At 42.6% G+C, this 21,328-nt stretch carries 14 protein-coding genes; 8 read left to right on the forward strand and 6 right to left on the reverse strand.

The features are described from left to right. The first annotated feature begins 119 nt into the window (after positions 1–119). From BEGALDRAFT_RS01405 to BEGALDRAFT_RS19090, 3 genes are all read left to right on the forward strand, one after another. Positions 120–3,737 carry a hydantoinase B/oxoprolinase family protein gene (locus tag BEGALDRAFT_RS01405; RefSeq protein WP_002682913.1) on the forward strand — a complete coding sequence of 1,206 codons (3,618 nt, stop codon included), beginning with the start codon at positions 120–122 and terminating at the stop codon, positions 3,735–3,737. Between the two features lie 46 nt (positions 3,738–3,783). Then, a complete protein-coding gene (locus BEGALDRAFT_RS01410) occupies positions 3,784–4,215 on the forward strand; it encodes a TOBE domain-containing protein (RefSeq protein ID WP_002682914.1) in 432 nt (143 codons plus the stop codon). 226 nt (positions 4,216–4,441) lie between these two features. Next, complete coding sequence (locus BEGALDRAFT_RS19090) at positions 4,442–4,651, forward strand: hypothetical protein (RefSeq protein ID WP_002682916.1); 210 nt, start codon at positions 4,442–4,444, stop codon at positions 4,649–4,651. A 116-nt stretch (positions 4,652–4,767) separates the two neighbouring features. On the opposite strand, the gene chrA is transcribed toward BEGALDRAFT_RS19090, so the two are convergent. Further along, positions 4,768–6,105: a chromate efflux transporter gene (chrA, locus tag BEGALDRAFT_RS01420; protein WP_002682919.1), complete on the reverse strand. Its 1,338-nt coding sequence runs from the start codon at positions 6,103–6,105 to the stop codon at positions 4,768–4,770. 217 nt (positions 6,106–6,322) lie between these two features. Between chrA and BEGALDRAFT_RS01425 the strand changes: the two genes are divergently transcribed. Next, positions 6,323–7,768, forward strand: a complete 1,446-nt coding sequence (locus tag BEGALDRAFT_RS01425) for a DUF945 family protein (RefSeq protein WP_002682921.1) — start codon at positions 6,323–6,325, stop codon at positions 7,766–7,768. 10 nt (positions 7,769–7,778) lie between these two features. Beyond that, positions 7,779–8,570, forward strand: a complete 792-nt coding sequence (locus BEGALDRAFT_RS01430; protein WP_002682923.1) for a hypothetical protein — start codon at positions 7,779–7,781, stop codon at positions 8,568–8,570. 160 nt (positions 8,571–8,730) lie between these two features. On the opposite strand, the gene glyA is transcribed toward BEGALDRAFT_RS01430, so the two are convergent. Then, positions 8,731–10,011, reverse strand: a complete 1,281-nt coding sequence (gene glyA / locus BEGALDRAFT_RS01435) for a serine hydroxymethyltransferase (protein WP_002682925.1) — start codon at positions 10,009–10,011, stop codon at positions 8,731–8,733. A gap of 666 nt (positions 10,012–10,677) precedes the next feature. Between glyA and BEGALDRAFT_RS01440 the strand changes: the two genes are divergently transcribed. Next, positions 10,678–11,817 carry an acyl-CoA dehydrogenase gene (locus BEGALDRAFT_RS01440; protein ID WP_002682927.1) on the forward strand — a complete coding sequence of 380 codons (1,140 nt, stop codon included), beginning with the start codon at positions 10,678–10,680 and terminating at the stop codon, positions 11,815–11,817. A gap of 390 nt (positions 11,818–12,207) precedes the next feature. Here BEGALDRAFT_RS01440 and BEGALDRAFT_RS19590 read toward each other — a convergent pair whose 3' ends face one another. Beyond that, positions 12,208–12,330 carry a hypothetical protein gene (locus BEGALDRAFT_RS19590; protein WP_269719542.1) on the reverse strand — a complete coding sequence of 41 codons (123 nt, stop codon included), beginning with the start codon at positions 12,328–12,330 and terminating at the stop codon, positions 12,208–12,210. Between the two features lie 353 nt (positions 12,331–12,683). Here BEGALDRAFT_RS19590 and glnE point away from each other — a divergent pair, with 353 nt between their 5' ends. Beyond that, entirely contained in the window at positions 12,684–15,602 is a 2,919-nt protein-coding gene (gene glnE, locus BEGALDRAFT_RS01445) for a bifunctional [glutamate--ammonia ligase]-adenylyl-L-tyrosine phosphorylase/[glutamate--ammonia-ligase] adenylyltransferase (RefSeq protein ID WP_002682929.1), read from the forward strand. A gap of 308 nt (positions 15,603–15,910) precedes the next feature. Here the strand turns inward: glnE and BEGALDRAFT_RS01450 are convergent, their stop codons facing one another. The 3 genes from BEGALDRAFT_RS01450 to potA are packed head-to-tail and all read right to left on the reverse strand — an operon-like array spanning position 15,911 to position 18,842. After that, positions 15,911–16,780, reverse strand: a complete 870-nt coding sequence (locus BEGALDRAFT_RS01450; RefSeq protein WP_002682931.1) for an ABC transporter permease subunit — start codon at positions 16,778–16,780, stop codon at positions 15,911–15,913. Between the two features lie 5 nt (positions 16,781–16,785). After that, positions 16,786–17,685 carry an ABC transporter permease subunit gene (locus BEGALDRAFT_RS01455; protein WP_002682933.1) on the reverse strand — a complete coding sequence of 300 codons (900 nt, stop codon included), beginning with the start codon at positions 17,683–17,685 and terminating at the stop codon, positions 16,786–16,788. Further along, positions 17,682–18,842 carry a polyamine ABC transporter ATP-binding protein gene (gene potA, locus BEGALDRAFT_RS01460; RefSeq protein ID WP_002682934.1) on the reverse strand — a complete coding sequence of 387 codons (1,161 nt, stop codon included), beginning with the start codon at positions 18,840–18,842 and terminating at the stop codon, positions 17,682–17,684. The genes BEGALDRAFT_RS01455 and potA overlap by 4 nt, the downstream gene beginning before the upstream one ends. Before the next feature lie 385 nt (positions 18,843–19,227). Here potA and BEGALDRAFT_RS01465 point away from each other — a divergent pair, with 385 nt between their 5' ends. Beyond that, entirely contained in the window at positions 19,228–21,324 is a 2,097-nt protein-coding gene (locus BEGALDRAFT_RS01465; protein ID WP_050978383.1) for a GGDEF domain-containing response regulator, read from the forward strand. Positions 21,325–21,328: the final 4 nt, after the last annotated feature.

A 21,328-nucleotide genomic window follows, 5' to 3' on the forward strand; every position in this document is an offset into this window, starting at 1 on the left:
ATACAACTTCATTAAAAAAACAGCAAAACTCGCCAAACTCAGGTTAAATTAGGACTCAGACAATTACCGCATATCATGCGACAATACACGCATTTCCCTGATGATTGAGTGCATAACGTATGAATACAAAACCTGCTTGGCATTTTTGGATAGACCGTGGTGGCACGTTTACTGATATCGTCGCTCGTTCTCCCGATGGACAATTATTCACACATAAATTGCTGTCCGAAAATCCTGAACAGTATGATAACTCAGCTATTCATGGCATTCGTACCTTATTAAAACTCAATCCCGATGAAGCCATTCCGCCCGTTATCGCAGAAGTACGCATGGGCACAACCATCGGCACCAATGCCTTACTAGAACGCAAAGGCGATGCGGTTGCTTTAATCACAACACGCGGATTTGCCGATGCCTTACGTATCGGCTACCAAAACCGTCCGCAAATTTTCGCCCGCGAAATCATTCTACCCAGCCAGTTATATCAAACAGTTATCGAAGTCGAAGAACGTCTCAACGCACAAGGGAAAGTCTTAACCCCGCTCAATGAAAATCAAATAAAACAACAATTAACAGCCATTTATACACAAGGTTATCGAGCGTTAGCCATTGTCCTAATGCACGCTTATCGCTTTCCACAGCATGAACAGCGCATTGCAGAAATAGCGCGAACAATTGGCTTTACTCAAATTTCTACCTCTCACGCTTGTAGCCCCCTGATTAAATTTGTTGCACGGGGTGATACCACCGTTGTTGATGCTTACCTTTCCCCCGTCTTGCGCCGTTATGTCGATACTGTTGCGCAATCCTTAGGCAATACACGGGTTTTCTTAATGCAATCCAATGGCGGACTTGCGACAGCGGACGTGTTTCAAGGGAAAGACAGTATTTTATCGGGTCCTGCGGGGGGCGTGGTCGGTGCAGTAGAAACCAGTCGACAAGCAGGGTTTCATCAACTCATTGGCTTTGATATGGGAGGCACATCGACCGATGTTTCCCATTTCGACGGGGTTTACGAACGGGCATTTGATACCCAAGTCGCAGGCGTGCGTTTGCGTGTGCCGATGCTGTCTATTCACACCGTTGCCGCAGGCGGTGGCTCTTTGTGTACCTTTGATGGCATGCGTTTCCGTGTTGGTCCTGAATCAGCAGGCGCAAATCCAGGCCCAGCTTGTTATCGACGGGGGGGAGATTTAACCGTTACCGATTGCAATGTGTTATTGGGCAAAATTCAGCCTGATTTGTTTCCTGCGGTTTTCGGCAAACATAACGACCAACCTTTAGATTTTGAAATTGTTAAAGAAAAATTTAAAATCCTTGCGCAATCTATTCAGCAAACAACAGGACAGATTTTAAGCCCTGAAGCCATTGCCGAAGGGTTTTTACAAATTGCCGTCGATAATATGGCAAACGCGATTAAATACATTTCTACGCAACGCGGTTACAACGTCACACAGTACACCTTGTGTTGTTTTGGTGGTGCAGGTGGGCAACATGCGTGCGCGGTGGCAGATGCCTTGGGTATGGAAACGATTGTGATTCATCCTTATGCGGGGGTTTTATCTGCGTATGGCATGGGCTTGGCGGATATTCGTGTCCTGCGTGAACAAAGTGTCGAGCAAGTGTTAAAAACAGCGTTGCTCGATACCTTAAATCAGTTATTTGCACAATTAAGCACGCAAGCCCAGCAACAAGTACAAAGCCAGCAAACCGAAGTGGGACAAATGAGCCTGATACAACAGGTACATTTACGTTATCAAGGCACGGATACCGCTTTAATTGTGCCCTACGCGGATATTGAAACCATGCAAGCGCGTTTTCAACAAGCCCATCAACAACGTTACGGCTTTACGATGTCGAATTGTCCGTTATTGGTGGAAGCAGTTGCGGTGGAAGCCATTGGACATACTGCATTTTCAGCCATCACCGTGCAAAATTTAGCCAAAACCCGCGCACAACCTGCAAGCATGAGCCGTTTTTACAGTCAGGGACAATACCACGACGCGCCAATTTATTATCGAGAACAATTAGCAGTCGGTACAGTGATTGAAGGCACAGCGGTGATTGTAGAAAGCATCGGCACGAATATCATCGAGGCAGGCTGGCAAGCAGAAATTCACCCTCAAGGACATTTAATTTTAAAACGGGTGAAACCACGCGAGACGATGCACGCGATTGGCACACAGGTTGACCCCGTGATGTTGGAAATTTTCAATAATTTATTTATGTCTATCGCCGAACAAATGGGCTTAACGCTGGCGAATACGGCGTATTCGGTCAATATCAAAGAACGCCTTGATTTTTCTTGTGCCTTATTCACGGCTGAAGGCAATTTAATTGCTAACGCGCCTCATATTCCCGTACATTTAGGTTCTATGGGTGAAAGCGTGCGCCAAATTATTCAGCAAGAAGATATCCATTATGGCGATGTATTTTTATTAAACTCCCCCTATCACGGCGGGACACATTTACCTGATTTAACCGTGATAACCCCTGTTTTTCTCTCAGAAACTGAGGCAAAACCACATTTTTATGTCGCTTCACGCGGACATCATGCCGATATCGGCGGAATTTCCCCTGGTTCTGTACCGCCCCACAGTCGCACGATTGCGGAAGAAGGCATTTTAATTTCAGGCATTAAGATTGTTGAACAAGGGATTTTTCAAACAGAACGTTTACAAACCTTGCTCACAGATAATCCTTATCCTGCCCGCAACCCCGCGCAAAATCTCGCCGATTTACGCGCACAAATTGCCGCCAATGAGCAAGGCATACAGGCATTACGGGCAAAAGTGGCGCAATTGGGTCTCGACGTGGTTTTAGCCTATATGCAACATGTACAAGACAATGCTGAGGAATGCGTCAGACGGGTTATTGACCGTTTACAATTTGCCGATAATAGCGACACTGCACGCTTTACTTATCCAATGGATAACGGCGCAGTCGTACAAGTTCATTTACAACGTGACCGTGCCAAACGGCAAATGTTTATCGATTTTTCGGGCACATCCGCCCAACAAGAAAATAATTGGAACGCACCGAAAGCGGTTTGTATTGCCGCTGTGTTATATGTCTTCCGTACCTTAGTCGACCAAGCGATACCCTTAAATGAAGGCTGTTTAAAACCACTAACTATCCATATTCCTGACGGCTGTTTACTCAATCCTCGCCCCCCTGCGGCAGTGGTTGCGGGCAATGTGGAAACCTCGCAAGTCGTGACAGATGCCTTGTATGGTGCGCTGGGTGTGATGGGAGCAGCACAAGGAACAATGAATAATTTTACCTTTGGTAATGACCGCTATCAGTATTACGAAACCATTTGTGGTGGCGCGGGCGCGGGTGATGGGTTTGCGGGGGCAAGCGCGGTACAAACACATATGACCAATTCACGCTTAACCGACCCTGAAGTTTTAGAATGGCGTTTCCCTGTGATACTAGAGACATTTGCAATTCGTCACGGCAGTGGTGGTGTGGGACGTTGGCGCGGTGGTGATGGTGTTGTGCGTCGTTTACGTTTTCTTGAACCCATGACAGCGGGGATTTTATCTGGACATCGACGTATTCCGCCTTATGGCATGAATGGGGGAGAAGCAGGTGAAGTGGGTAAAAATAGCGTAGAGCGGATGACGGGCGAACGAGAAATCTTAGACGGTATCGCCAGCGTTTCCATGCAAACTGGGGATGTTTTTATCATTGAAACACCCAGCGGTGGCGGATATGGCAAAATTGAGTCGTAATTGTTAGCGTATTATCTGTTTATATTGACGAAAGGAGAATGTAAAAATGCAAATCAGTGCCAGAAATAAATTTACTGGAAAAATCAGCTACATCAAGCAAGGGCAAGTCGACGCGGAGGTTGGGGTAAAAATTGCCGATGATTTTGAAATCGTCGCACAAATTACACAATCTAGCGTTGCTCGTATGGGATTAGCGGAAGGAGTAGAAGTTCACGTATTTATTAAATATTCCAACTTGATGCTGATGTCTGCGGAAGAAGACATGCTATTAAGTGCTCGCAATCAGTTATTAGGCACGATTACCGCCATTCAAAACGCACGGATTAGTGCGGAAGTTGTCTTAACTCTATTTGATAAATATGCGTTAAAAGCCTTTTTATCTCAAGAAGCGGTAGAGGAAATGAATTTAAAAGTTGGTGATAAAGTGTATGCGGTTTTTAAAGCGGGCAGTGTGATTTTAGGCAGAGCGAAAGCGTAAAAAAATCTGAGTTTTGCGATTTTTATAAAATAAAACAGAGACCTACTAGGTTTTTAAAACCTAGTAACCTGAGTTCGGCGAGATTTTTAAAAAGACAACAGCTTGTCTGAATCAGGATTTTCAGGATTAAAAGATTGTCTGAATCAGAATTTTCTGAATTAACAAAATTTTCAGAATTAAAAAGACAAGAATTAAAAAGACAAGAAAATTAAAAGAATAAAAAATTATGTTTTTAATTGTTTTTAATTCTGCTAATTCTGAAAATTCTGTGAATTCTGATTCAGACAAAAAAAGACCTACTAGGTTTTTAAAACCTAGCAGGTCTGTTGAAACACGCGAATCAGATTCACCAAACAAGATTAAAACCTTGTCTGAATCAGGATTTTCAGAATTAACAGAATTAGCAGGATTTAAAACCCTTAAACCAAAAATTTAAGGTGAATCATGCTTTTTAATTCTGCTAATTCTGAAAATCCTGTGAATTCTGATTCAGACAAGCTATTGTTTTTTAAAGAAACTAGCCGAACTCAGGTTATGGTTATCAGTCATGCGTTAGCTGAGGAATGAAATGCAAACACCAGCAGTACCACAACCTGCTAATAATATTAAAATATTCCATTGATATCGAAACAATCCCCACAAGGCAATTAACATTAAAACCGCAGAAAAACCATCAAGCCTTCCAGACCAGCCTTGTGGGTATAACACGTGGTAAGTAAAAAATAAGCCCAGTTTGATAATAATCCCCACCACAGCAGCAGTAATTCCTGTGAGTGGGGCAGTAAATGCCCTGTTATTCTGTGTTTTTTCAATCAACGGCGCGCCAACCAGAATAAAAATAAACGAGGGTAGAAAAGTAAAAAATGTCGCAACACTTGCCCCTAAGATTCCCATCCATCCCGCATGTTCTGCACTGACTGACTGCCAACCGCCCACAAAACCGACAAACGTTACTAACATAATCAACGGGCCGGGTGTTGTTTCACCAAGTGCTAACCCATCCATCATTTGCTGCGCACTTAACCATTGATAATCCATAACGCCCGCTTGATAAATATAGGGCAAAGCGGCATAAGCACCACCAAAAGTTAAAAGTGCAACTTTTGTAAAAAACCATGCCATTTGTGATAAAACATGCTGAGTACCATAATAAAAAATAATAATAACAATACTCACCAGCCAAACCAAACAACCAATACTTAACCATCGCCAACTATCACGTTTCGTTGTCGCCGTTGTTGTGATTAAAGGCGTATCATTATCAATGACAGTTGGACTAACTTTTGAAGAAAGAGATGGATTAATCGGTAGGGGTAATACCGCTGTTGGATATAAGCAACTGCCCCAATATCCCAGTAAACCCGCACTGATTACAATAAATGCATAAGGTAGATTAAAAAACGTAATGGCGACTAATGCACTCAGTGCAATTATCCATAACCATGGCGTTTTTAACACTCTTAGACCTATCCGATAGGCAGCAAAGAAAATAATCGCTGTCACAGCGGGTTTAATGCCGTATAAAATCCCTGCGATAACAGGTAATTCTCCCCAACAGATATAAACCCACGCAAATATCATGAGTAGGAAAAATGCAGGGAGTATAAACAGCAAACCCGCCACAATACCGCCCCATGTGCCATGCAGTAACCAACCAATATAAGTTGCCAGTTGTTGTGCTTCAGGGCCGGGTAAAATCATTGTGTAATTTAATGCATGAAAAAACCGTTTCTCAGAAATCCAACGACGTTGCTCTACTAACTCCTGATACATCATACTAATTTGTCCAGCAGGGCCGCCAAAACTGATAAATCCCAGCTTGAGCCAATACCAACAAGCTGTTTTAAAAGATAAATCTTTTTTAGGGGTATCTAAGGGTTGTAAAGACATCGTGTAATCGTAGAAAATAGTTGGTATGGTTACCGTGTAATGATACGAATGGCGTAAATATTGCCTATCGGGTAAACATCATAGAATAGTCGTGTTAATCCAATAACATCAATTATTCTAATGACGGGTATATGGCTGTCAAATTTAACTTTATCTTTAACACAAGCCTGATAAAGTTTTTCCGTTAAATCATAATCATATTATAAGGAATGTTGACATGAAGAAATTACTTCACCTGAGTATTGCCGCTATTTTAGCGAGTTCTGTAACACTTTCTCTCCCTGTTTATGCTGATAAAAAAGCCGCAGAACCTGCTAAAGCCGAAGAGTCGGCAAATACGGGAGGCGATTTCAAAGGGTTTTCCGTAACCCATACCGTTGGTGGCAAGGCTCAACCTGCTTCTGAAGTTGATGGCGACCCACTGGTGTTATTAGGCAAGTTAAAAGCGGATCTAGCCGAACAAGTCAAAAAAGGCAAACCGCTGGAAATGACAACGGAAATTAAACCCGTTTTCAGCGACAAAAAAACAGCTAAAGATCTAAAAGATTTACCACCACTGACTGTCAAAACCACTGTTGGTGCTGATGGTAAAGGGGTAAGCGACATTTCCATGCCCGCTTATCAGAAAAAAGACAAAGATGCCTCTCTGGATTGGCAAGGTTTAACAGGGACATTAAGTTATCCTGAAGATTTCAGCACTATCTCTCAATCTTTTGAAATTGCTGGCTTAACCTTTGACTCAAAAGATTTCAAAGCCACCCTCGATAAAACCACTTTTTCCGCTGATTTAGACGAAACTTTATACCCCACCAAGTTGAGCTTAAATTTACCCTCCCTCGTTGGCGGGGATGACAAATCACAATTTGCGCTCAGTAAAATTATCGTTGATTTCACAGGTAATAAAGGGGCAAGCGGTTTAGAACTGGGTAAAGGCGATATCAGCATTAGTGATATTAGCGTTGACAACAAAGCAGAAGAATCTCAAGTCAAACTGAGCGATCTCTCTATTAAACTGGATGCCTCCGAAGAAAAAGACCTCGCCAGCTATGCCATGCATTTTGCGTTAGGTAAATTACTGATTACCGAACAAGAATTAGATGTTAGCTTTGTCTCCGATTTAGAATTCCGCAAATTAGACGTTGCTGCTTTATTAGAAGTCCAAAAAGCCGCCGCTGAAATGCGTAAGCAACAAATGGAAGGCAAAATGGACGAATCCATGATGGGCATGGCAATGATGGGAACTCTCATGCAAGCCTTACCCAAACTGATTGCTAAATCTCCTGAAATTGCCTTAACCAAATTAAACGTTAAAACAAGCGAAGGCGAATTAGATGGCGGTTTCACCATCAGCTTAGATGGTAGCAAACCTTTAAAAATGGATGACCCTGCCGCTTTAATCGCCGCGCTTTCTGGTAAAGCGGACTTCACCATTGACAAAGCCTTGATTGAACAAATCATGTGGATGCAAATGGCAGAAGGCATGGGCGACCAAGAAATGACGGAAGAGCAAGAAAAGCAAATGCAAACCATGATTGACCAACAAATTGAAAGCGTGGTTAAAGAAGGCTTCTTAGCTCCTGCTGGCGAGCAATTCAAACTGAATGCTACCCTGAAAGCGGGTAAACTCATGGTTAACGGTAAAGAAATGCCTTTACCCATGTAATCCCTAAAACATGTCAGAAAATCGACAGTTTTCCCGCTCTCAGTCAGAGAGCGGACAAAGGGGCACTTATACTGCCCCTTTGTTCTCGACAACCGTATTACTTAATACGCCAATGTCCAATGGCTACAGCCTGTTGCGACTCTCTTGCCTGCCCGAACTTTTCCCACAAACCACATCAACCTTATGTTTTATCTTCATTGACAAGCAACTGCTGGCGGTGATGCAAGTTTTTCCACAACAATCCGCTGTTGAGGTGTTATGCCTCGAAAATGCACGCTATCAACGAGGAACAGAACACAAAGCGCGTTTTATCAGTATTCCAATACCGACCATAGAAACAACCGCAATCCCGTTATTCATCGCGGAAGATATTTATATCGGCGCACTGGTTTTTTTCCTACAACAACAAGGCTTACAACGCTTAAGAACGACTCAATCGCTTTGTTTACTCTATACAAATCAATATTTCCCCTTTAATCAACGCCCTTCTTTAATCCATTGCCCCGCGATGCCACACGGTGTCATTGGTGCGATGCCGTTACTTGACGACTGGGGTATTGTGAGCCGTTTAGCCAGTGAACAAGAACTGATAGGCTGTTATGAAGGACATATTAGTCATTTATTGCGCTATTATCTCAATGAACAAAATAAATTTTCTACCGATTATCGCTATCACCTGTATTGTATCGGCTCATCCGAATTGAGCCAACGAGTGCAACAAGATTTAACCCTGCTAACACATCCTAAAGTCGTTACCTTTACAAACTTAATTCCCAAAGAATTACAGCAATTTCAGGCGTAAATCAGGATTCACTAGACAAGATTAAAACATTGAAGGTGAAAAACGCTTTTTAATCCTGAAAATCCTGTGAATTCTGATTCAGACAAAAAAAGACCTGCTAGGTTTTGAAATCTAGCAGGTCTCTGTTTTATTTTATAAAATCTCGCCGAACCCAGCTTAATTAAGCTGCATTTGCTTGGCGTGTATCCTCTGCATAAACAGGGAATTGTGCGCATAGTTGTTTGACTTGATGACGGACACGGGCTTGTACGTCGGTATTGTTCAAGTCATCTAAAATGTCACAAATCCAATTTGCAATCTGCTTCGCTTCATTTAAGCCCATGCCCCGCGTGGTAATCGCTGGCGTACCAATGCGTAAACCACTGGTGACAAATGGCGATTGTGGGTCGTTTGGCACTGCGTTTTTATTCACGGTGATATGAGATAAGCCTAACGCCGCATCAGCCGCTTTACCCGTAATGCCTTTATTGATTAAATCAACTAAGAACAAGTGGTTATCTGTACCACCAGAGACAATATTGTAACCGCGTTCAATAAAGACGCTAGCCATAGCGCGAGCGTTATCTAAGACTTGTTGTTGATAGGCTTTAAACGCGGGTTGTAAGGCTTCTTTAAATGCAACGGCTTTCGCCGCGATAACGTGCATTAAAGGGCCCCCTTGAGTACCAGGGAAGACGAGAGATTGCAGTTTTTTCTCAATTTCAGGGTTTGCACGGGCTAAAATCATGCCACCGCGAGGGCCACGCAGGGTTTTATGCGTTGTCGTCGTGGTTACGTCAGCAATCGCAACAGGGCTTGGATATAAACCCGCTGCCACTAAGCCCGCAACGTGTGCCATGTCGACGAATAAATACGCGCCCACTTTGTCCGCAATGTCGCGGAATCGTTGCCAGTCGACAATACGAGAATACGCGCTAAAACCTGCAACAATCATTTTCGGTTTATGTTCTAGGGCTAAACGTTCGACTTCTTCATAATCAATTTCACCCGTCGCAGGGTTTAAGCCATATTGTACTGCGTTATAGATTTTGCCTGAGAAATTGACTTTCGCACCGTGGGTTAAATGTCCACCGTGGGCAAGGCTCATGCCTAGTACGGTATCGTGTGGCTCAAGTAACGCCATGTAAACGGCGGCATTAGCTTGAGAACCTGAATGGGGTTGCACATTGGCATAATCCGCATTAAATAGTTGTTTCGCGCGGTCAATTGCCAGTTGTTCAGCGATATCAACAAATTCACACCCGCCATAGTAACGCTTGCTCGGATAACCTTCTGCATATTTATTGGTTAAAACAGAGCCTTGCGCCTCTAACACGCACGGGCTGGTGTAGTTTTCTGAGGCAATTAATTCTAAATGGTCTTCTTGGCGTTGTTGTTCTTGTTGAATCGCATGGAACAATTCGGGGTCAAACTCGGCAATAGTCATATTTTTTGAGAACATAAATTTTTACCCTCATGATTAAAGCGTTAAGGAGAAGTACAAGAATTTTGTCTGACTGGCTAATAAATGAAAATGAATTTTGAAAAAATCGTGACGAGAACAACAGTCATTGAATGAGGTAGGCGCAGTTAATAACGTTAAAAGTTTAGTAAAACGGTAGCAAATTACAATAAATCATCGATTGCAATCGTTTATTTTACCTGACATCAGACAGAGAAGATATGTTTAATCAGCGCATGGACTATTTTAGGCAAAATCGTTGTTAAGAGTTGAAAAAACTGATTTTTTATATTGTTTTTTGCTTAAAGCGACTATAATAAAACGCTTGCAAAAAGAAAGGTTCTGCATAATGACTGAAACAAAAGACTCAGCAAAAAACCAAAAAAGTATGAATGTTCATGTCAGTTTATGCGTCAATGGCAAATATGGTGGATTTAGGCTATAACGCCCTTACTGCTGTTTTAATAAGCGCAAATTATTATGCATGAGGGAAAGTATGGACAAGCGTTGTTGATGAATTCGTCCATCATCATGAGTGCAGAAATCCGTATTGCCTTGGCAGAACTCAGGTTATTTTATGTCTGAAAATATAGTAACCCTCTGTTTTGATTTTTGAATTTCGCAGAGATGGGAATAATAAAATTATTTTTCACCAAAGGAAACCTTATGTTACACATCACGCAAGAACAGCGCATGATTCGTGATATGGCACGCAATTTTGCCCGTGAGCAACTCGCCCCAAATGCAACCCATTGGGATAAAGAAGCGATTTACCCCAAGCAAGCTATTACCGAAATGGGAAAACTGGGATTTTTTGGCATTATTATCCCTGAAGAATGGGGCGGCGTGGGGGCGGATTATGTTTCTTTCGCACTGGCATTGGAAGAAATTGCGGCGGGAGATGGTTCTTGCTCCACAATTATCAGCGTAGTGAACTCACTGGCTTGTATGCCCTTGCTGAAATATGGGACAGAAGCGCAAAAAAATCGCTTTTTAAAACCAATGGCACGCGGGGAATTACTTGGCGCGTTTTGTTTAACCGAACCACAAGCAGGCTCAGACGCGGCTGATTTACGTACTCGTGCGGTACGAGACGGAGACGAGTATGTGCTAAATGGGGTTAAACAGTTTATTACTTCGGGAAAAAATGCCGATTTAGCCATTGTTTTCGCCGTGACAGACCCAAAAGCAGGTAAAAAAGGCATTAGCGCGTTCCTCGTACCGACTCATAGTAAAGGCTATATTGTCGCTCGACTGGAGGAAAAATTAGGGCTACATGCCTCTGATACAGCTCAAATTATTTTAGAAAATCTCCGTATTCCTGCTGACCATTTGTTAGGGGCAGAAGGCGAGGGCTATAAAATCGCTTTAGGCAATTTAGAAGGCGGGCGTATTGGTATTGCTTCCCAGTCGGTCGGTTTAGCCCGTGCAGCCTATGAAGCAGCATTGCAATATGCCAAAGACCGCCAAACATTTGGCAAGCCAATAATTCAACATCAAGCCATTGCTTTCCGTTTAGCCGATATGGCGACTCAGATTGAAGCGGCACGTTTATTAATTTGGCAAGCGGCAAATTTACGTGACCAAGGTTATCCTTGCCTCAAAGAAGCCAGCATGGCAAAACTCTTTGCCTCAGAAATGGCGGAGAAAGTCTGCTCACAAGCTATTCAAATTCATGGCGGTTATGGCTATTTGCGCGATTTTCCCGTAGAGCGGATTTATCGCGATGTGCGCGTGACACAAATTTATGAAGGCACAAGCGATATTCAACGTATGGTTATCAGTCGTGCGTTAGCTGAGGAATGAAATGCAAACACCAGCAGTACCACAACCTGCTAATAATATTAAAATATTCCATTGATATCGAAACAATCCCCACAAGGCAATTAACATTAAAACCGCAGAAAAACCATCAAGCCCTCCAGACCAGCCTTGTGGATATATAGTAACCGTATCATAAAGTGATTTAAATCTAGGACTGGCAGTCCTGTGAGGACTGCTAGTCCTTCGCATCGTTTTATAATACGTTTGCTATAACACATGGTAAGTAAAAAATAAGCCCAGTTTGATAATAATCCCCACCACAGCAGCAGTAATTCCTGTGAGTGGGGCAGTAAATGCCCTGTTATTCTGTGTTTTTTCAATCAACAGCGCGCCAACCAGAATAAAAATAGGTGGTGCTAAACAAGTCAGGTTTTAAATACGTAAAACCCGACTTTTATTTGTATTTCCTTCTGCTAACAAGTTTTGCTCCCATAAGGGTATAAACCATTTATAAAAGTCATCGATTGAGCAGAACAGGCTTGTTATCATATTCATGATCGTGCCTTGGAAATAGGTACAACTTTTTGTAGTGCTAAACGAGTCAGATTTTAGTGATTCATTTTAACCTTCTTGTCTGAATCAGGATTTACGCATTTAAAACCCAACTTGTTTAGGGCATTACCCAATTTTTTATTTCAGCCCTTCTATTTTTCCAGATTTTACTGTTAATACTATGTTTTGTATTAATTATCTTACAGCACTGGAATTGTCATACTATTTTAACCCGAGTTAATTTATAAAATCTCGCAAAATTCGGGTTAAATAACTATTCACTGAACTCAGGCTACCTTGTAAATCGCAGATTGATAAGTGATAGATTTTAATAACAACAGACAAATGGCTAAGCGATGAATATAAAAGAAAAAATAAGCGTATTACCACCATTATTGCAGGGAGAGGCACAGCGTTTATGGGAGGATTTTTGTCAACGCGCAAGTGCAATGCAACAGCAACTCATTGAGCGACAAGCGAGTATTGCCGAAACCTTACCGTTGGTTTGGGCATGTAGTCCTTTTGTGGCGCGTCATTGTGTGCAGTATCCTGATTTATTAGAAAATTTAATCAAAACAGGGGATTTATTAAGCCCACCTGATGCATATCCAAGTCATTTAGAAGATTTTTTAGGCGATACGCCGAATGAAGCGAGTTTATCGCAAAAATTACGTTTATTTCGTCGGCGGGAAATGGTGCGGATTGCGTGGCGGGATTTAGCGGGCTGGGCATCGGTTGAGGAAACTTTAAAATCATTATCAGATTTAGCGGATGCATTGATTGATGGCAGTTTAAGCCGTTTATATGCACAGTTGTGCAAACAATTTGGTACACCTTGCGATAAAAATGGCGTTGCGCAGTCATTAATCGTCTTAGGTATGGGAAAACTGGGCGGACAAGAGTTAAATTTCTCATCCGATATCGATTTGATTTTTGTCTATCCTCATGCGGGCGAAACGGTGGGCGGTGCAGGACGCGCCCGCGATAATCATGAGTTTTTTACCCGTTTAGGACAGCAATTAATCAATAGTTTACATACGATTACGGTGGATGGCTTCGTTTTCCGTGTGGATATGCGTTTGCGTCCTTTTGGTGATAGTGGCTCATTAGTCTTAAATTTTAATGCCCTAGAAGAATATTATCAGTTGCAAGCCCGTGATTGGGAACGTTATGCAATGATTAAAGCGCGGGTAGTGGCAGGGGATAAGAAAGCGGGACAGGTTTTATTAAATATGCTCCGCCCGTTTATCTATCGGCGTTATCTGGATTACAACGCTTTTGAATCCTTGCGCAATATGAAAGCGTTAATTGACCAAGAGGCGAAGCGTAAAGGGCTGGAAAATAATATTAAATTGGGCGCGGGTGGAATTCGTGAGGTTGAGTTTACTTGTCAAACTTTTCAGTTAATTCGCGGTGGACGACAACCCGCTTTACAGCAACGACATTTATTAACCACGCTCGCCCATTTGGAAAAATATCGCTATTTATCTCCAACCGTCACGGCGGGCTTGCGTGAGGCTTATTTATTTTTACGGCTGGCAGAAAATCATTTGCAAGCGATTGATGACCGACAAACGCAGACCTTGCCCGATGATGAGCTAAATCGTTCGCGTTTGGCATGGAGTTTGGGATTTAGCGATTGGGCGCAATTTTTGGCAGTATTGGAGAAGCATCAAGCTTTAGTACACGAACAGTTTCAAACTGTGATAACACCTTTAGATGCGCAAAGTGGTGTTAATCATTCTGTCAGTCCATGGCTGACGTTGTGGTTGCGCGTTGCTTCTGCGGTGTCTGATGAGACGCAAAAAACTTTATTTGTCAGTGCTGGTTATGTCAATCCTGATGAGGCTTTAGCGCATTTACAGCGAGTTGCACAGTCGCACGCCTTGCAGAAATTGAGTCGGCAAGGGCGAGAGCGTCTTGATAAGTTAATTCCATTGGTTTTGGAAATGGTGAGCGAGTTACCGCAAAAAGATATTGCCTTGTCGCGTTTATTGGATTTAATCAGCACGATTGCACAGCGTAGCGTTTATTTAGCCTTATTAATTGAACGTCCTGCAGTTTTACGTCAATTAATTTATTTTTGTGCAAATAGTGCTTGGGTTGCGGAACAAATTACCCGTTATCCCTTGTTAATGGATGAATTATTAGACCATCGTGGCTTATACGATATGTTAAAGCCGAATGAGCTGGATAATGAATTGAGTCATTTATTGCAACATTTGCCCGCTGATGATTTGGAAATGCAGATGGATTGCTTGCGCCAATTTAAACGTGCCAATGTGATGCGAGTAGCGACCGAAGAAATTGCGGGCAATATGACCCCGATGATTGCCAGCGATTATTTAGCCGCCATTGCAGATACGTTAGTCCGTCGTGCTTTAGTCATGGCGTGGGATTATTTAATAGCAAAGCATGGTGTGCCGTATTGTGTAGTTGCAGGACAAAAACGCCCCGCGCATTTTTGTATTGTGGCTTATGGTAAAGCGGGTGGAATAGAGTTAAGTTATGGCTCTGATTTAGATATTGTTTTCTTGCATGACAGTGAAGGGGAATCCCAGCAAACCGATGGGGAAAAGCCTTTAGAAAACAGTGTGTTTTTTGTGCGTTTAGCACAGCGGATTATTCATATTTTAATGACGAATACCGCTGGTGGTTCATTGTATGAAGTTGACCCGCGTTTGCGTCCAGGCGGGGCATCGGGTTTGTTAGTCAGTGGTTTTGAGGCTTTTCAGTCGTATCAACATCACGAGGCGTGGACATGGGAACATCAAGCGTTAGTGCGAGCGCGTGCGGTTGCTGGTGAGTCCGCATGTTTAGCGCGTTTTGAGCAGATTCGTCGTGAGGTGTTGAGTTTACAACGCGACCCTGAAAAATTGCGTTTAGACGTGTTAGAAATGCGTCAAAAAATGCGCGATAACTTGAATAAAACTAATTCACAACAGTTTGATATTAAACAGGGAAATGGGGGCATTATCGATATTGAATTTATGATTCAATATGCAGCATTGCGTTGGTCGCATCAGTATCCGCAATTGTTGACAACAACAGGGGTGATTCCGATGTTAAAACGGTTAGCGGAACAAGGGCTTATTCCTGAGTTAGCTTGTGAGCAGTTGAGTACGGCTTACCATGTTTATCGAGCAGAAACACATCGTTTAGCCTTACAAAATCAATCGGCTTATCTTGCACCTGATGCGTTTAATGAACATCGTCAGCAAGTTTGTGAATGGTGGCAAATGCTGCTTGGCGATAATAAGGCAAGTCCAAACTAACCCCCCGTTTTGTACATTTTTTAAAATAAAACAGAAACCTGCTAGGTTTTTAAAATCTAGCAGGTCTGTCGGAACACGCGAAAAGGATTCATCAGACAAGATTAAAACATTGTCTGAATCAGGATTTTCAGGATTAACAGAATTAGCAGGATTTAAAATCTTTAAACCAAGTAATGCGAATCACGCTTTTCAATCCTGCTAATTCTGAAAATTCTGTGAACTCTGATTCAGACAAAAAAAGACCTGCTAAGTTTTGAAAACCTAACAGGTCTCTGTTTTATTTTAGAAAACTCGGTTAACTCGTTGTTTTAGCGATAACCCGCACTTTCAGCGGCTAAAGCCTCCGCAACGGCTTGTTGCATTTCGCGAGTGCGTTTACGTTCTAAGTGCATCATGATTAAGCCTGAGATAAAGACGACTGTGGAAACAAGCAGAATAATAATTGTTGCCAATGCATTAATTTTCGGGCTAACGCCTAAGCGCACGCTGGAGTAAATAACCATCGGTAAGGTGGTTGAACCTGGCCCTGAGGTAAAGCTGGCAATGACTAGGTCATCTAAAGAAAGGGTAAATGCTAATAACCAGCCTGAAATAAGCGCGGGGGCGATAATGGGCAGGGTGATGACAAAAAACACTTTTAGTGGTGGCGCGCCTAAATCCATTGCCGCTTCTTCAATTGAGTTGTCCAATTCACGCAAGCGCGAGGTGGTGATAACGGCGACATAGGCTGTGCAAAAAGTGACGTGTGCTATCCACATGGTTAATAAGCCACGTCCTTCAGGAAATCCAATGGTTTGCTCTAAGGCAACAAACATCAGGAGCAGGGATAATCCTGTAATCACTTCAGGCATGACTAAGGGGGCAGTAATTAAGGCGGCAAAGGTCACTTGTCCGCGAAAACGCCGAAAGCGCGTCATGACTAAACCCGCTAACGTGCCCAGAATCACAGCACTGGTTGCGGTAAAAACGCCCAGTTTTAAGCTCATCCATGCCGCTTCGAGCATTTGTTCATCTTGTAGTAATTCACCGTACCATTTTGTCGAGAAAGTTGACCAAACTGTAACGAGGCGATTTTCATTAAACGAGTAAATCATCAGGATGATGATAGGCGCGTAAAGAAAGATGTAACCGAGAAAAAGCATTGACCATAAAAAGCCTGAATTTGCCTTATTCGACATGGTATTTAAGCCTCTGTTTGACGGTTTTGATAACGGTTAAAGATGATTATCGGGACTATCAGCAGGAGTAGCATGATAATCGCAACGGAAGAGGCAACAGGCCAATCGCGATTATTGAAGAATTCTTGCCATAAAACTTTACCTATCATCAGCGTATCAGGCCCTGCGAGGAGTTCAGGGACGATAAATTCACCTACGACGGGAATAAAGACCAGCATAGAGCCTGCAATAATGCCACCCATTGAGAGCGGAATTGTTACGGTTAAAAAGGCTTTAATCGGTTTACAGCCTAAATCCGCTGCGGCTTCTAGCAGGGAATGATCCATTTTGACCAAGTTGGTATAAAGTGGCAGAATCATAAACGGTAAGTAGTTGTAAACTAAACCAACATAGACGGCAAATGGGGTATAAAGCATTTCTATGGGTTGGTCAATAACGCCTAAACCAATGAGAAAATTGTTAATAATCCCGTTATTTTTCAGCAAGCCAACCCACGCATAAACCCGAATAAGAAACGATGTCCATGAGGGTAAAATCACCAGCATTAATAATACATTACGAATAGAACTATCTGCATTAGCGATGGCGTAAGCGATGGGATAGCCTATCAGTAGGCATAATAATGTGGTGAAAAAAGCAATAGTCAGCGAACTGAGATAGGCACTGATATATAAGTTATCAGTCCATAAATACGCATAGTTACCTAATTTTAAAGTTAATTGTACGACATCATCTTCACGCACAATTAATGGCGTATAAGGGGGGATGGAAATTGCGGCTTCACTGAAGCTGATTTTTAAGACTATCGCGAAGGGAATCAGGAAAAACAGTAGAAACCAAATATATGGCACTGCAATGACGAAAAAACGCGGTTTCGGCAACCAAGGGTTAAAAAAATTAATCATGATGTCAGCACCACCATGCTTTCTGAATGCCAACTGATATAAACTTCATCTTTCCAAGTCACGCTTAATTTAGAGAATCGCCCTTGATTCGCAACAATGACTTGTACCCGTTTGCCCGAGTCTAAATTGATGTAGTAAATGGAATGACTGCCTAAATAGGCGATGTCGTGAACAATACCTTTTGCCCAGTTATAGTCGCCTTCAGGTTGTTCTGTCAGAATCGAAATTTTTTCAGGACGAATCGCAACCCAGACTTGCATCCCCTCTTCGCCTGTAATGCCATGTTCTACATAAAATTTATTCGGCATCGTAGGGCAATCAATCACGACATAATCAGGCTCGTCTTCAATCAAAATCCCTTCAAACATATTTGCCGAGCCAATGAATTCTGCTGTAAAGCGACTGTTTGGGGTTTCATAAACGGCACTGGGCGCGCCAATTTGCAATAAACGTCCTTTATCCATAATGCCAATGCGCCCCGCCATCGTCATGGCTTCTTCTTGGTCATGAGTCACCATTACACACGTCACACCAACACGTTCTAAAATCTCCACTACTTCTAACTGCATTTGTCCACGCAATTTTTTATCGAGTGCGCCCATAGGCTCATCTAACAATAACAATTTAGGCTTTTTCGCTAAACTCCGCGCTAATGCTACCCGTTGCTTTTGCCCGCCTGACAATTGATGCGGTTTACGCTTCGCATATGGTGACATACGCACAAGCTCCAACATTTTCGCCACTTGCTCAAGGCGTTCTGCTTTAGGAATATTATCTTGCTTTAAACCAAATTCGATATTCTGTGCAACGGTTAAATGTGGAAAAAGCGCGTATGATTGAAACATCATATTAACGGGGCGCAAATAAGGCGGAATAGATGACATATCTTGCCCATCAATATAAATTTTCCCCTCTGTTGGTACTTCAAAACCTGCTAACATCCGTAATAAAGTAGATTTACCACAGCCTGAACTCCCCAATAATGCGAAAATCTCACCCTTATTAATGGTTAAACTGACATTATCAACGGCTACAAATTTATCAAAGGTTTTTGTAACGTTTTCAATGCGAATATAGTTAGCATTATGAGAGGATGGCGATATAGGCTTACTACTATCGTTTGCTAATGCGGAGGGGTCTTCTTCAACCACTGCCATAATGGGACATCTCCTTAAGATAAAGGCTTATAAAATAAAGGAAGTTATTGGTAAAGAAATGTAAAATATGTCATTAGATATACACAATACTACACAGCAAATTTAAATTTGTAACGCCTCTATTTATTGCTATGCAAAAAATGAGAAATTGTTTTGCTTTAATTGCAATATGTAATTGTACTGACCTTATTTAGTTATTTTCCCGAGAACATTGATGTATTATATTTTCATGCTTGTCGCGCTTGTCTTTGCCTCTCCTGAAAACGATACGACCACTTAAGCTGCTATGCGATTGTACTTAAAGTATTACTTTGTCACTATTACCACTCATATTGATATTACTACTATTCCTTTTAGTGACATCCATTAACTCATGAATATCGTCATGAATGTCTCACAAATACACATACTTGTTGTAGATGATGCACAACTCATCCGCAATATGATGGTACAAGTGTTAAAAAAAGCAGGCTATATCGTCAATACCGCAGAAAATGGGCAAGAAGCAGTCGACTACTTCACTGAACATCATCCCGATTTAATCCTTATGGATGCTGACATGCCGATACTTAACGGCTTAGAAGCCTGTCAACGCATACGAGACCTACCAGAAGGCAAAAACGTTCCTATCCTCATCGTTACTGCATTTGGTGAACGTGAATGGGTCGACCGTGCTTACCAAATGGGCGCGACGGATTATTTAACAAAACCCGTTAATTGGCACGTCCTACGCAACCGCATCCACTACATCCTTCAAGCCCGACAAGCTGAAGAAGCCCTCTTTGAAGAAAAAGAACGCGCACAAGTTACCCTTGCCTCTATTGGTGATGGCGTTATCACCACCGATGCTGATGGCAATGTTGACTACATCAACCCCGTCGCCACCCGCCTGACAGGCTGGACAGCCGCTAAAGCCTATGGTCGCCCGCTACAAAACGTCTTTTTTATCATTGACGAAACCACAGGCGAAGCCGTCCCCATTTCATTACAACGCTGTTTAGAACAAGGCGAAATCGACGATATTGCAAAAGAAAATCACGTTTTATTTAACCATCAAACCAAAGATTATTTTGCGATAGAAGACTCCGTTGCCCCTATCCGTGACCGCAAAGGCAATATTATCGGCGTAGTCGTTGTCTTTCACGATGTCACCGAATTAGTTTACAAATCCAAACATGACTCCCTAACCGACCTCTACAACCGTCGTGAATTCGAATCTCGTTTAAAACGCATTCTCCACACCCGCACCCCAACCGAGCATTGCTTGCTCTACATGGATTTAGACCAATTTAAAATTGTCAATGACCTTTGCGGACACGAAGCAGGCGACCAACTGCTAAAAGATATAGCACTACTCCTTAAGCAACGAGTTAAAGAATACAATGGTTATGGACGCGCTACGCTTGCCCGTTTAGGTGGCGATGAATTCGGCTTACTCCTAGAAAAATGCAATTTAGAACAAGCACTCAAAATTGCTAATAACATCCGTGTTGCAGTAGAAACCTACCGATTTTTCTGGCGTAGCGATGCCCAAGAAACAGGCGTTTTTAGCATTGGTATCAGCATCGGTCTTGTCCCTTTCAACACCGAACATGCTCCCCAACATGACGTATTAGCCATGGCAGATGCCTCCTGTTTCGCCGCCAAACACGCAGGACGCAACATTGTCCACGTCTATCAAGAAAAACACGCCGAACAACTCGAACGCCATAAAGAAATTCAATGGGTTTCCCTGATTAACGACAATCTCACCCGTGAAAATGGCTTTTCCCTCTACTATCAACCCATCATGCCCCTCTCAGAACCTGAACAAGGGTTCTACTACGAAATTCTGCTACGCATGGACGACCAACGAGGTAACTTACTCTCCCCTGGTTCATTCCTATCAGCAGCAGGACGGCACAACTTAATGCCCGTTTTAGACCAATGGGTTGTAAAAACTGTCCTCCAATGGTTTGTTGACAACCCGCGCTACATCCCTCAACTCACCCTATTATCAATCAACATATCGGGACACTCCCTCAGCGATAAAAACTTTTTAACCACCGTTATCGATGACATCCGTCATGCACCGATCCCCCCTTACAAACTCTGCTTTGAAATCAACGAAACCAGCGCGATAACCAACTTAAGTGGTGCAGTCAACTTCATGACCCAATTGAAAAAGCTCGGCTGTCGATTTGCCTTAGATAACTTTGGCTCTGGCATGTCCTCCTTTAACTACCTGAAGAACTTACCAATAGACTTTATAAAAATAGATGGGGATTTTGTAAAAGGAATCGTCAACGACCCGATAGACTACGCCACCGTAAAAGCCATCAACGACATTGGGCACTTAATGCACTTAAAAACCATTGCTGAACGGGTAGAAACCAAAGCGATTTTAGACAAACTCAAGGGAATTAACGTCGACTACGTACAAGGCTACTGGGTCGGAGAACCACAACCCCTTAAAATTAAAGAAATGATTCACAAAAGCTAAACAC

It is taken from the genome of Beggiatoa alba B18LD, assembly GCF_000245015.1.
Classification (GTDB): domain Bacteria; phylum Pseudomonadota; class Gammaproteobacteria; order Beggiatoales; family Beggiatoaceae; genus Beggiatoa; species Beggiatoa alba.

Excerpts from the sequence above, each read along its gene's own strand:
- BEGALDRAFT_RS19590 (WP_269719542.1), bottom strand. The coding sequence starts at position 12,330 with ATGAATATGATAACAAGCCTGTTCTGCTCAATCGATGACTTTTATAAA.
- BEGALDRAFT_RS01410 (WP_002682914.1), top strand. The coding sequence starts at position 3,784 with ATGCAAATCAGTGCCAGAAATAAATTTACTGGAAAAATCAGCTACATC.
- BEGALDRAFT_RS01450 (WP_002682931.1), bottom strand. The coding sequence starts at position 16,780 with ATGTCGAATAAGGCAAATTCAGGCTTTTTATGGTCAATGCTTTTTCTC.
- BEGALDRAFT_RS19090 (WP_002682916.1), top strand. The coding sequence starts at position 4,442 with ATGTTTTTAATTGTTTTTAATTCTGCTAATTCTGAAAATTCTGTGAAT.
- potA (WP_002682934.1), bottom strand. The coding sequence starts at position 18,842 with ATGGCAGTGGTTGAAGAAGACCCCTCCGCATTAGCAAACGATAGTAGT.
- chrA (WP_002682919.1), bottom strand. The coding sequence starts at position 6,105 with ATGTCTTTACAACCCTTAGATACCCCTAAAAAAGATTTATCTTTTAAA.
- BEGALDRAFT_RS01455 (WP_002682933.1), bottom strand. The coding sequence starts at position 17,685 with ATGATTAATTTTTTTAACCCTTGGTTGCCGAAACCGCGTTTTTTCGTC.
- BEGALDRAFT_RS01425 (WP_002682921.1), top strand. The coding sequence starts at position 6,323 with ATGAAGAAATTACTTCACCTGAGTATTGCCGCTATTTTAGCGAGTTCT.
- glyA (WP_002682925.1), bottom strand. The coding sequence starts at position 10,011 with ATGTTCTCAAAAAATATGACTATTGCCGAGTTTGACCCCGAATTGTTC.
- glnE (WP_002682929.1), top strand. The coding sequence starts at position 12,684 with ATGAATATAAAAGAAAAAATAAGCGTATTACCACCATTATTGCAGGGA.
- BEGALDRAFT_RS01465 (WP_050978383.1), top strand. The coding sequence starts at position 19,228 with ATGAATGTCTCACAAATACACATACTTGTTGTAGATGATGCACAACTC.
- BEGALDRAFT_RS01430 (WP_002682923.1), top strand. The coding sequence starts at position 7,779 with ATGTCAGAAAATCGACAGTTTTCCCGCTCTCAGTCAGAGAGCGGACAA.
- BEGALDRAFT_RS01440 (WP_002682927.1), top strand. The coding sequence starts at position 10,678 with ATGTTACACATCACGCAAGAACAGCGCATGATTCGTGATATGGCACGC.
- BEGALDRAFT_RS01405 (WP_002682913.1), top strand. The coding sequence starts at position 120 with ATGAATACAAAACCTGCTTGGCATTTTTGGATAGACCGTGGTGGCACG.